Source organism: Sinomonas sp. G460-2, assembly GCF_047759905.1.
GTDB lineage: Bacteria > Actinomycetota > Actinomycetes > Actinomycetales > Micrococcaceae > Sinomonas.
On sequence record NZ_JBKZWT010000126.1, the window covers coordinates 1 to 9,624 of the forward strand.

A 9,624-nucleotide genomic window follows, 5' to 3' on the forward strand; every position below is an offset into this window, starting at 1 on the left:
GCCGCGCTTCCTCAGGAGGGCTGCGGTCTGCTTCGCGGCGTCCTCGGCGCCCAGCTCGCTCTCCGCGGGGACCACGAGCGTGCCGTAGACCGGGAGCCGCGAGAGCCGCGCGGGCGTGCGCGGCGGCTTGGACCGCCACGCCTTCCAGTGCGCGATCGCGCGCGGAATCACGCATCCGATGAGCGAGATGAACAGCAGGAGATAGACCGCGGAGAACCAGACGGACGAATACACGTCGAACATCTGGAGCTTGTCGAGGATCGGCCCGTAGTCCGCGTGGTCCTTGAGGTACTGCGTGACGATTGCGGGGTTGACCGGGCGCTGCGGGAAGAGCGAGCCCGGCACGGCGGCCACGGCGAGGAGCAGGAGCAGGAAGAGCGCCGTGCGCATGCTCGTGAGCTGGGTCCATGCCCAGCGCAGCATGCCGAGGATCCCGAGGACGGGCAATGCGACATCGTCGCGCTGGGCGTTGCGCGGCTTCTTGGGCTTCGGGTTCTGGGTCTTCAGGCTCATCAGATGGGCGGCCTCACGGTTCCGATCCACAGCTGCAGCTGCGAAATCCAATGGCTCCACACGCCCGAGACGATCAGCACGCCGATGAGGATCAGCATGCCGCCGCCGAAGACCTGCAGTGCCCTGCGGTGCTTCTTGAAGAATTTCAGCGCGCCCATGCCGCGGCGGAACGCGAGGGCGATGAGGAGGAACGGCACCCCCAGGCCGACGCAGTACACGAACGTCAAGAAGGCGCCCTTGTAGGCGGTCGGACCGTCCGTGAACGCGAGCAGCTGGACCGAGGCGAGGGTCGGGCCGATGCACGGGACCCAGCCGAGTCCGAACGTGATCCCGAGGACGGGCGCCCCCCACAGGCCCGCGCGCGGCTTCGCGTGGACGCGCGCCTCGCGCTGGAAGATCCCAAGCCCGCCCATGAACACGATGCCCATGAGGACGACGACGATGCCCAGCACGCGCGTGAGCCACACCTGGGAGGTGGCGAGCCACGAGCCGAGCTGGCCGAACACAGCGCCGGTTGAGACGAAAACCACCGTGAAGCCGAGCACGAACAGCGCGATTCCGGCGACCATGCGGCCGCGCTTCTGCTTCTCGAGGTCCACGCCCGTGAGGCCCGTGACGTAGCCGAGGTAGCCCGGGACGAGCGGAAGGACGCACGGCGAGAGGAACGAGACGAGCCCGGCCAGGAGGCACACGGGCACCGCGAGCAGGAGGGAACCGTTGAGGACGGCGTCGCTGAAGGTGTTCGCGCCCACGCTACTCGGCCGCCGCCGTGTCGATGAGGGCCTTGAGTGTGCTCTTGTCGAGCTCGCCGAGGACCCGTGCGGAGACGCGGCCCTGCTTGTCGAGCACGAGGGTCGTGGGGACGGCGCCCGGCGGGACCATGCCGGAGACCGCGAGGAGCACGCGGCCGTCCTGGTCGTTGAAGCTCGGGTACGTGATGCCGAAGTTCTGCTCGAAGGCGTCCGCGGTGCCCTTCTCGTCGCGCAGGTTCACGCCGTAGAACACCACACCCTTCGGCGAGTATTCGTCGTGGAGCTGCTTGAGGGACGGCGCCTCGACGCGGCACGGTGCGCACGCGGCGAACCAGAAGTTGAGCACCGTGACGTGGCCCGCGAAGGACGCCGAGTCCACGGACGTGCCGTCGTAGAGCGTGCCCTTGAACGAGACGGGCGGCTTGCGCGAATCCTTCGCGTATTCGGTCACGGAGCCGTCGCCGGCCACGTAGTTCTTGTTGTCGCCGGCGCGGGCCTGGGAGGCGAGCGGATCGCTCGCCGCGCACGCCGAGAGGCCCACGGCGGTGAGTGCGGCCGCGGGAAGCGCGAGGGCGGCGAGGGCCAGGACGCCGCGACGCGTGGGATGTGCTGCGTCCGCCATTCAGGCCCCCGGGGTCGTCGCGGCACCCGGGAGCAGGGCGGCGGCGGGCTCGGTGTAACGGACGGAGATGACGGCACCGGTCGCGGAATCGACGGTGAGGCTTGTGAGCGAGGCGAGCGTGCACTCGCGCTTGCGCGGGTCGTGCCACAGGGCGCGGCCCTCCGACTTGAGGCGGGCCGTCCAGATGGGCAGCTGGTGCGCCACGAGGATGGCCTCCGCACCGTCTCCCCCGCGTTCGACGGCGGTGCGCGCCGCATCGGCGACCGCGGCCAGGACGCGGGCCGCCTGGGCCTCGTAGGGCTCGCCCCACGACGGCCGGAAGGGGTTGACGAGGTAGGGCCAGTGGCGGGGCCTCGCGAGTTCGCGCGGGCTCACGTGGAGGCCTTCGAAGTGGTTCTCCGCCTCGATGATGCGCGCCTCGGTCGCGATCTCGAGCCCGAGGGCGGCGGCTGTCGGGGCCGCGGTCTCCTGGGCCCGCGTGAGAGGCGAGGCCGCGAGCAGGACGATCCGGCCGCCGTCGTGCGCCTGCTGCGCGAAGTGCTCGGCGACGCACGCCGCCATCTGCCGGCCGCGCTCGGAGAGGTGGAACTCCGGGAGCCGGCCGTACAGCACGCCGGTCGGGTTATGCACCTCGCCGTGACGCAGCAGATGGACGGTGGAAGAAGGCATGGCATCCAGTTTCTCAAATGTGGGAGGCCGCGGCGAAATCGTCCGGACGGGAAGGAACGTGGCCTCCGCTTCATCATTCTACGGTCAGTAGAACTACAGGCCGATCCCGAGAGTTCCCTGTGAATTCCACCACAGGGGGTGGCGGAAGATGCATTTGCATGGATAGCATGGACATGTTGGTTGACACTTCAATCATCTGAGTCTCCAACCCAAAAGCTCTAGCACGCCACCCTCAAGGAGATTGACATGACCGTTCCTTCCGGTATCACCACTGGCCTCTGGACCCTCGACATCGCCCACAGCGACATCGCGTTCACCGTCCGCCACGCGGGCATCAGCAAGGTCCGCGGCCGCTTCACCGAGGCGGCTGGCAGCGTCAACGTGGGCCACAGCCTCGCGGAGACCAAGGTCAACGCGTCCGTCAAGACTGCCTCGTTCGACTCGGGCGATGTCAACCGCGACGGCCACGTCAAGGGCGCCGACTTCTTCGACGTCGAGGAGTTCCCGGAGATGACGTTCGTCTCGACCGCGATTGAGCACAACGGCGAGTCCTACGACGTCACGGGCGACCTCACCATCAAGGGCGTCACCCAGCAGGTGACCATCGAGACCGAGTTCGGCGGCGTGGCCGTGGACCCGTTCGGCACGACCCGCGCCGGCCTCTCGGGCGAGACGACGATCTCCCGCAAGGAGTTCGGCCTCACGTGGAACGCCGTGCTCGAGACCGGCGGCGTTCTGGTGAGCGACAAGGTCGTCATCACGCTCGACCTCGCGTTCACGGCTCCCCAGGCCTGAGCCTGCTCTGCCCCGCTGCGGCGTCGGTCCGGGATTCCCGGGCCGGCGCCGCACGTTTATGACGGGGCTGCGTGCTCCGGTCCGCTTGTTCTTTCCCCATCGCTCTGAGCACGGCGTGTCGCGCCGAAACACGCGCTTTGTGGATCGAGAAATGGGGACGAAAGTTCCCAGCGTTTGCGAGGTCTGTGCCGGTAGGGTGAGGAATGGCGGGGACGGGACATCCAGGTCCGCTCCGCGGAGCCGACCGGAGGAAGCCAGATGAGCACGCCCCAACAGCCCGACGAGCCGCAGACGCCTGCGCCACATGAGCCGGAAGGTTCGCGCCCGGCGCCCCGGTACGGCCAGTACGCGCCCGGCCACGAGCCGCAGTCGGGGCAGCCTCAGCCAGGGCAGCCTCAGCCAGGGCAGTCTCAGTCGCCGCAGTACGGGCAGGCACCGCAGTACGGCCAGCAGCCTCAGCCGCCTCAGTACGGACAGGCTCCGCAGTACGGCCAGCAGCCTCAGCAGCCCCAGTACGGCCAGCCGCCTCAGTACGGACGGGCTCCGCAGTACGGCCAGCAGCCTCAGCAGCCCCAGTACGGTCAGGCTCCCCAGTACGGGCACGCTCCGCAGTACGGCCAAGCAGCCCAGTACAACCAGCCGGCCCAGTACGGCTCCGGCTACGGCGCGCCGGTGCCTAGCGCCGCGGCCCAGCAGTCGGGCGTCAACGTGGCCTTCTGGCTCCTCATCGCGACGGCGGCCGTCGAGGCGGTGCTCGCGATCTTCGGCCTCGCGATCAACAGCGCGGTCGACCTGCGGGCCATGTTCACCGAGCAGACGAGCAGCCGCTCGACGGCCATCACGTACGAACAGTTCCACCAGATCATCCTGACCGTCCTGTGGATCGTGTTTGTCGGCGCCCTCGTCAACGCCGCCGTCCTCGGGCTGTGCGCCGCGTTCCTGCGCCGCGGCCGCCGCTGGGCCCGGATCCTGGGAACGGTCTTCCTGTGCCTCTCGGTGCTGAGCGTCTTGAGCTCCGGATTGTTCGCGCTCATCACCATCGCCCTCGCGATCGTGACGATCATCATGCTCTTCCGCCCGACGGTGTCCGCGTACATCGCAGCGCACAACGCCTTCGCGAACCCCTACACCGAGCCGCCGCGGACGTTCGGCAACCCGTACGGGCAGTAATCCCCGCCGCAGCACCACCGATAGCACCCACAGGCACGAGTCCGTTTGAGAGGGACGCACCATGACTGACGGCTATTCCGGCCCCTGGCCGAGCCAGCTTCCGAGCGGCTCGTTCCCCGGCATGACCCCGCCGCCCGCAACGGTCCGCCGGCCGGCGACCGTCAAGGTCTCGTTCTGGCTCATCGTGGCCGCGGCGGTCGTCCCGCTGGTCCTGTTGCCGTTCACTCTCAACGTCGTGAGCGACTACGTCAACACGGTCCTCGCGCAGTCCGCGATCCAGTCGCGCCGGGCCCTCCCTCCGGGCTTCGCCCAGCAGTTCACGCAGATGATTGTCCCGTTCGCGTGGGTCGGCGGGTTCATCGGCCTCGCGGTTCAGGTGCTCCTGGCACTCGGCATCTGGACCGGGCGCAACTGGGTCCGGATCCTCCTGACCGTTCTGGTGGGGCTCAACGTGCTTGGCTCGCTGTCCGGGCTAGCGCTCGGACTCGCGGTGCGTGGCTTCGTCTCTGCTCCCGGCTACCTCGCGACGACCCCGTACGCGACGATGACCCCGCTCTACGGCGTGGGTCTCGCGATCTCCGCCGTGCAGGCCGTGGCGATCATCCTCGCGTGGCTCCCGACGTCGAACTTCTTCTTCGCGATGTCGAAGGCCGTCCGCTCCGGCTACCGGCGGTAGCGCCTACACGCCCTCGGCAGGTTCGCCGAGCGCGTTTTCCCCAGTCTGGCCGCCAGCCTCTCCACGCTGCGCGTGATACGCGAGGATCTGCAGTTCGGTGGCCATGTCCACCTTGCGCAGGGTCACCCCCGAAGGCACCTGCAGGATCGTCGGCGCGAAGCTCAGGATGCTGCGCACGCCGGCCGCGACCACGCGATCGCACGCGGCCTGCGCCGCGGACCCCGGGAGCGCGAGGACGGCCATGTTGGCGCGCGTGCGCCGGAAGATCGCCTCGAGATTCGCCGCGTCCGTCACGCGCAGCCACCCGACCTCGTTGCCGATGAGCTGCGGGTCCGTGTCGAGGAGTGCCACGACCTCGAAGCCGCGCGTCTCGAAGCCGCCGTACCGGGCGAGCGCGCGGCCCAGGTTGCCCGCTCCGACGATCGCGACGCGCCAGTCGCGCGTGAGCCCGAGCGCCGCGGAGAGATGCTGCAGGAGGTTCTCGACCTCGTACCCCACGCCGCGGGTCCCGTAGGAGCCCAGCTGCGACAGGTCCTTCCGAAGCGTCGCCGAGCTCACGCCGGAGGCCTCGGCGAGCTCCTCGGAGGAGACCCGCTCGACCGCCTCGGCGACGAAGCCGTTGAGCGCGCGGAGATAGATGGTCAGACGGGCGACGACGGCGCTCGGCAGCCGCTTGGCCGGCGGCACCGCGGGGGTATCGTCGGCTGACTTCGCTTGAGACGTCACGGCGCACCACTCTTCCCCGTCGGCGGCAGCCGCTTGGCGCACCGCTGGCTCATTCCGGCCCGACTCACTCTAGAACCGCCGCACCGCGCCGCCCAAAACTGCTGCTCCGCCAAACGGCTCAGCCCCGCGCCGCCGCCGCGACCGTCCGGCGCAGGCGCGCCTCATCGATCCGCCAGAAATCGCGCTGCACGCCGTCGACGAGCACCACCGGGACCTCCTCGGCGAAGCGCGCGGCGAGGTCGGCGTCGTCGTCCGTCAGGCGCTCAGTCCACTCAAGCCCGGCATCCGCGGCGACACGCGCCACGACTTCGCGGGCCGCCTCGCAGAGGTGGCACTCGCGCCGGGCGACCAGGACGATCTCGGGAGTGCGCATGCAACAACGGTAGCGCGGCCCATGGTGCGGGATTGACTAGACTCGGATCATGCCTGCCGAGAAGACCGTGCCTGTGCCGGCGCGACCACTCCCGCAGGCACGGCCCACCGAGGCCGCGTTCTTCGACGTCGACAACACGCTCATGCGCGGCGCAAGCCTGTTCCACGTGGGCCGCAAGATGTACGAACGCGGCGCGTTCACACTCCGCGAGGCCGCGGGCTTCGCGTGGAAGCAGTTCACGTTCCTGGTCCGCGGCGAGAGCCTGGACGACGTTGAATCCGTCAAGACCTCCGCGCTCTCGCTCGCGGCAGGGATTCGCGTCGAGGACATCGCGACCGTGGGCTACGAGGTGTACGACGAGATGATCGAGTCGCGCATTTGGCCCGGCGCCAAGGCGCTCGCCGAGCAGCACCTGCGCGTGGGGCGCCGCGTGTGGCTCGTCACGGCGACGCCGATAGAGGTCGCGTCCGTGATCGCCGAGCGGCTCGGGCTCACGGGGGCGCTCGGCACCGTCGGCGAGATCGAGGACGGCGCGTACACGGGACGGCTCGTGGGCGAGATCCTGCACGGCAAGGCCAAGGCGCACGCCGTCGCGGAGCTCGCAGAGCGCGAGGGCCTCGACCTCGGGCGCTGCTGGGCGTACTCGGACTCGCACAACGACATCCCGCTGCTGAGCCTCGTGGGGCACCCCGTCGCGATCAACCCGGACGCGAGGCTGCGGCATCACGCGAACGCGCACAACTGGCCCATCTACGATTTCCGTGCGGGCCGGCGGGCTGCGACGCTCGGTCTGAAGCTCGCGACCGTGGGCGGCGCCGTCTACGGCCTGTGGAGGAGCTACACGCGGTTCCGCCGCTAGCTGTCAGGTGCCGATCCGAGTTGGCGTACCCGAAACGACTCGAGGCCCGCTCCCCTGTGCAGGGAACGGGCCTCGGTGTACCGGCCTCGATGAGAGGCGGCGCCGACTACTTCTTGTTGCGGCGCTGGTGACGAGTCTTGCGAAGCAGCTTGCGGTGCTTCTTCTTGGCCATACGCTTGCGGCGCTTCTTGATAACCGAACCCACAGAAGTTCCTAACAGTAAGTGGTGCCCCCGGGCCGCTGGCCGGGCTCCCTCGGGGGCCGCTTGCAACCAACTGCTGGTGACGTGACGTAAAACGTTCCTGAACAGGATACAGCACTCAACGCGAGCGCCCGACCGGCCGAAAGTCCTACAAACCGACCCGGCACGGCCCGCGAGACTCAGGCGGTCTCGCTGTGACCATCGACGGCGGCGCGGCGCACGTACTCGTCGACAGCAGCCTCGGGCACGCGGTAGGAACGCCCGAAACGCACGGCGGGCATGTCGCCCGAGTGCACGAGTCGGTACACCGTCATTTTCGAGACGCGCATCATCTCCGCGACCTCGGCGACCGTGAGGAAGCGTGTGTTCGCGAACTCCCCCGAACCAGCCATCTTCAGTTCCTTGCTCGCCGTCGACGCAATCCCCATGAGGCCCGCTCGACGGCGTGACTGTTGCGTGCCCTCACTGTGCATGTGCTAGCTACTCTAGATGCTGGAGGGACTGTTGTGAAAGTGGTATTTGCCCTTGTCATGACGCAATTCCCCGCACGGACCGGCGGAGACGTGCCGCCTCCGCGAGCTGCTCGAGCACCTGAACCGTGACGTCCCATTCCATGCACGCGTCCGTGACCGACTGCCCGTAGACGAGCTGATCCCGGCCAGCGGCGTGGGCGGCGACGTCGAGGGGCTGGGCACCGCCCACGAGGAAGCTCTCGAGCATGACCCCGGCGATCGCCGAACCCGCCACACCGCCCGCCGCAATCTGGGCTCCGATCTCGAGCGCGACCTCCGCCTGGCGGTGATGGTTCTTGCCGCTGTTGGCGTGGCTCGCATCCACCACGAGGCGCGGATTGAGGCCCTTCGCCGCGAGCGTCGCGGAAGTCGAGGTGACGGACGCGGCGTCGTAATTCGGGCCGGACGCGCCGCCGCGCAGCACGAGGTGAGTGTCGGCGTTGCCGGAGGTTGAGACGAGCGCCGCGCGGCCGTCGTCGTCAATGCCGAGGAAGGCCTGCGCCGCGGCCGCGGCACCGCACGCGTCGATCGCGACCTGGAGCCCGCCGTCGGTCCCGTTCTTGAAGCCGACCGGCATGGAGAGGCCCGAAACCAGCTGACGGTGGATCTGGCTCTCCGCGGTGCGGGCCCCGATGGCTCCCCACGCGATCGCATCCGCCGTGTACTGCGGCGAGATCGGCTCGAGGAACTCCGTGGCCGTGGGCAGCCCGAGGCCGAGGACGCCGAGCAGCACCTCGCGCGCAGCGCGCAGGCCCGCGGCGATGTCATGCGTGCCGTCGAGGTGCGGGTCGTTGATGAGCCCCTTCCACCCGACCGTGGTGCGCGGCTTCTCGAAGTACGTGCGCATCACCACGAGGAGGTCGCCGCGGTGCTCGCGGGCGACGGCGGCGAGGCGGCGCGCGTACTCGAGCCCGGCTTCCGGATCGTGGATCGAGCACGGGCCGACGACGACGAGCAGGCGGTCGTCGACGCCGTCAAGCACGGCGCGGACCTCGTCGCGGCCGCGGGCCACGGTGGCCTCGGCCTCGGCCGTGAGCGGCAGCTCGGCGAGGAGCTCCGCGGGCGTGGGCAAGGGCGTGAACTCGGCGACGCGGAGGTTGCCGGTGCTGGACTTGAGGGCGGTGCTGGATTTGAGGGCGGTGCTGGACGCGTTCATGGGTTCCTGTCTTCCTCCCGACAGGACCCTAGCGTCAGAGCCTGCCTGGAACGGCGAAGGGCAGGGACCGTAGTCCCTGCCCCGTCGGCTCTGAAGGTTGGTATGCGCGAATCTACGCTTGGCCCTCCAGAGCCAACGCAAAATACGCATACCAACGCTTGATCATGCGAGAACACTACGGCATGAGCCCCCATTGGCCCAACCCTGCGAACGTGACGGCTCAACGGGAGGGGGTGGGCCCTCAGCTGAGCAGCTTGCGCAGCCACGCGAGCTGCCGCGCGACGTGGTGCTCTCCCCCGCCCTCGTGGTTGTTGAACGCGTACTCCTCGATCGACTTCTCGACCGGCGCCGGGGCATCGGCGCCGAACTGGTTGTACGTCGCGTAGACGGTCGACGGCGGGCACGTCGTGTCCCGCAGCGCGACCGAGAAGTAGGCCGGCACCCGCGCGGCGCGGCCCAGGTTGACCACGTCGAAGTACGGGAGCGTCGCGAAGGCCGCGTCGACGTGGTCGCGGTGGCGCACGAGGTACCGCTCGAGCTCGGGGTACGGGCCGGTCGTCGCGACGTCGAGCGCGCGCGGGTAGTCCGCGAGGAAGTTG

14 protein-coding genes are annotated in these 9,624 nt (G+C 69.2%); 4 read left to right on the plus strand and 10 right to left on the minus strand.

Features of this window, described 5'->3' with window-relative positions; translation table 11 throughout:
* The 4 genes from ACLN58_RS12605 to ACLN58_RS12620 form a co-directional block, all read right to left on the minus strand.
* The coding region (locus tag ACLN58_RS12605; RefSeq protein ID WP_415855608.1) for a cytochrome c biogenesis protein ResB at positions 1–513 on the minus strand (513 nt) is incomplete at its 3' end.
* A complete protein-coding gene (locus ACLN58_RS12610) occupies positions 513–1,265 on the minus strand; it encodes a cytochrome c biogenesis CcdA family protein (protein ID WP_415855609.1) in 753 nt (250 codons plus the stop codon). The genes ACLN58_RS12605 and ACLN58_RS12610, both read right to left, overlap by 1 nt.
* Position 1,266: 1 nt before the next feature.
* Positions 1,267–1,887: a TlpA family protein disulfide reductase gene (locus tag ACLN58_RS12615; RefSeq protein ID WP_415855610.1), complete on the minus strand. Its 621-nt coding sequence runs from the start codon at positions 1,885–1,887 to the stop codon at positions 1,267–1,269.
* The gene (locus ACLN58_RS12620) at positions 1,888–2,556 is read right to left on the minus strand and encodes a histidine phosphatase family protein (protein WP_415855611.1); all 669 of its coding nucleotides are present in this window, start codon (positions 2,554–2,556) and stop codon (positions 1,888–1,890) included.
* A 246-nt stretch (positions 2,557–2,802) separates the two neighbouring features.
* Here ACLN58_RS12620 and ACLN58_RS12625 point away from each other — a divergent pair, with 246 nt between their 5' ends.
* The 3 genes from ACLN58_RS12625 to ACLN58_RS12635 all read left to right on the plus strand — a co-directional run bounded on the left by ACLN58_RS12625 (position 2,803) and on the right by ACLN58_RS12635 (position 5,197).
* Entirely contained in the window at positions 2,803–3,351 is a 549-nt protein-coding gene (locus tag ACLN58_RS12625) for a YceI family protein (protein ID WP_415855612.1), read from the plus strand.
* A 258-nt stretch (positions 3,352–3,609) separates the two neighbouring features.
* The gene (locus ACLN58_RS12630) at positions 3,610–4,521 is read left to right on the plus strand and encodes a hypothetical protein (RefSeq protein WP_415855613.1); all 912 of its coding nucleotides are present in this window, start codon (positions 3,610–3,612) and stop codon (positions 4,519–4,521) included.
* Positions 4,522–4,582: 61 nt separating this feature from the next.
* Entirely contained in the window at positions 4,583–5,197 is a 615-nt protein-coding gene (locus tag ACLN58_RS12635) for a hypothetical protein (RefSeq protein WP_415855614.1), read from the plus strand.
* A gap of 3 nt (positions 5,198–5,200) precedes the next feature.
* Here the strand turns inward: ACLN58_RS12635 and ACLN58_RS12640 are convergent, their stop codons facing one another.
* Complete coding sequence (locus tag ACLN58_RS12640) at positions 5,201–5,923, minus strand: redox-sensing transcriptional repressor Rex (RefSeq protein ID WP_415855615.1); 723 nt, start codon at positions 5,921–5,923, stop codon at positions 5,201–5,203.
* 118 nt (positions 5,924–6,041) lie between these two features.
* Entirely contained in the window at positions 6,042–6,296 is a 255-nt protein-coding gene (locus ACLN58_RS12645) for a glutaredoxin family protein (RefSeq protein ID WP_415855616.1), read from the minus strand.
* A gap of 49 nt (positions 6,297–6,345) precedes the next feature.
* Here ACLN58_RS12645 and ACLN58_RS12650 point away from each other — a divergent pair, with 49 nt between their 5' ends.
* Positions 6,346–7,155, plus strand: a complete 810-nt coding sequence (locus tag ACLN58_RS12650) for an HAD family hydrolase (protein WP_415855617.1) — start codon at positions 6,346–6,348, stop codon at positions 7,153–7,155.
* 106 nt (positions 7,156–7,261) lie between these two features.
* On the opposite strand, the gene ACLN58_RS12655 is transcribed toward ACLN58_RS12650, so the two are convergent.
* The 4 genes from ACLN58_RS12655 to ACLN58_RS12670 form a co-directional block, all read right to left on the minus strand.
* Positions 7,262–7,360, minus strand: coding sequence for a 30S ribosomal protein bS22 (locus tag ACLN58_RS12655; protein WP_003792170.1), 99 nt, complete (start codon positions 7,358–7,360; stop codon positions 7,262–7,264).
* A 176-nt stretch (positions 7,361–7,536) separates the two neighbouring features.
* The gene (locus ACLN58_RS12660; RefSeq protein ID WP_415855620.1) at positions 7,537–7,749 is read right to left on the minus strand and encodes a helix-turn-helix domain-containing protein; all 213 of its coding nucleotides are present in this window, start codon (positions 7,747–7,749) and stop codon (positions 7,537–7,539) included.
* Positions 7,750–7,885: 136 nt separating this feature from the next.
* The gene (locus ACLN58_RS12665; protein WP_415855618.1) at positions 7,886–9,025 is read right to left on the minus strand and encodes a 3-deoxy-7-phosphoheptulonate synthase; all 1,140 of its coding nucleotides are present in this window, start codon (positions 9,023–9,025) and stop codon (positions 7,886–7,888) included.
* Positions 9,026–9,266: 241 nt separating this feature from the next.
* On the minus strand, positions 9,267–9,624 hold a 358-nt coding region (locus ACLN58_RS12670; RefSeq protein ID WP_415855619.1), incomplete at its 5' end, for an acetylxylan esterase.

What these genes read in the sequence shown, in the direction of transcription:
- ACLN58_RS12660 (WP_415855620.1), bottom strand. Translation starts at nt 7,749, where the DNA reads ATGGCTGGTTCGGGGGAGTTCGCGAACACACGCTTCCTCACGGTCGCC.
- ACLN58_RS12630 (WP_415855613.1), top strand. Translation starts at nt 3,610, where the DNA reads ATGAGCACGCCCCAACAGCCCGACGAGCCGCAGACGCCTGCGCCACAT.
- ACLN58_RS12645 (WP_415855616.1), bottom strand. Translation starts at nt 6,296, where the DNA reads ATGCGCACTCCCGAGATCGTCCTGGTCGCCCGGCGCGAGTGCCACCTC.
- ACLN58_RS12615 (WP_415855610.1), bottom strand. Translation starts at nt 1,887, where the DNA reads ATGGCGGACGCAGCACATCCCACGCGTCGCGGCGTCCTGGCCCTCGCC.
- ACLN58_RS12635 (WP_415855614.1), top strand. Translation starts at nt 4,583, where the DNA reads ATGACTGACGGCTATTCCGGCCCCTGGCCGAGCCAGCTTCCGAGCGGC.
- ACLN58_RS12665 (WP_415855618.1), bottom strand. Translation starts at nt 9,025, where the DNA reads ATGAACGCGTCCAGCACCGCCCTCAAATCCAGCACCGCCCTCAAGTCC.
- ACLN58_RS12625 (WP_415855612.1), top strand. Translation starts at nt 2,803, where the DNA reads ATGACCGTTCCTTCCGGTATCACCACTGGCCTCTGGACCCTCGACATC.
- ACLN58_RS12620 (WP_415855611.1), bottom strand. Translation starts at nt 2,556, where the DNA reads ATGCCTTCTTCCACCGTCCATCTGCTGCGTCACGGCGAGGTGCATAAC.
- ACLN58_RS12650 (WP_415855617.1), top strand. Translation starts at nt 6,346, where the DNA reads ATGCCTGCCGAGAAGACCGTGCCTGTGCCGGCGCGACCACTCCCGCAG.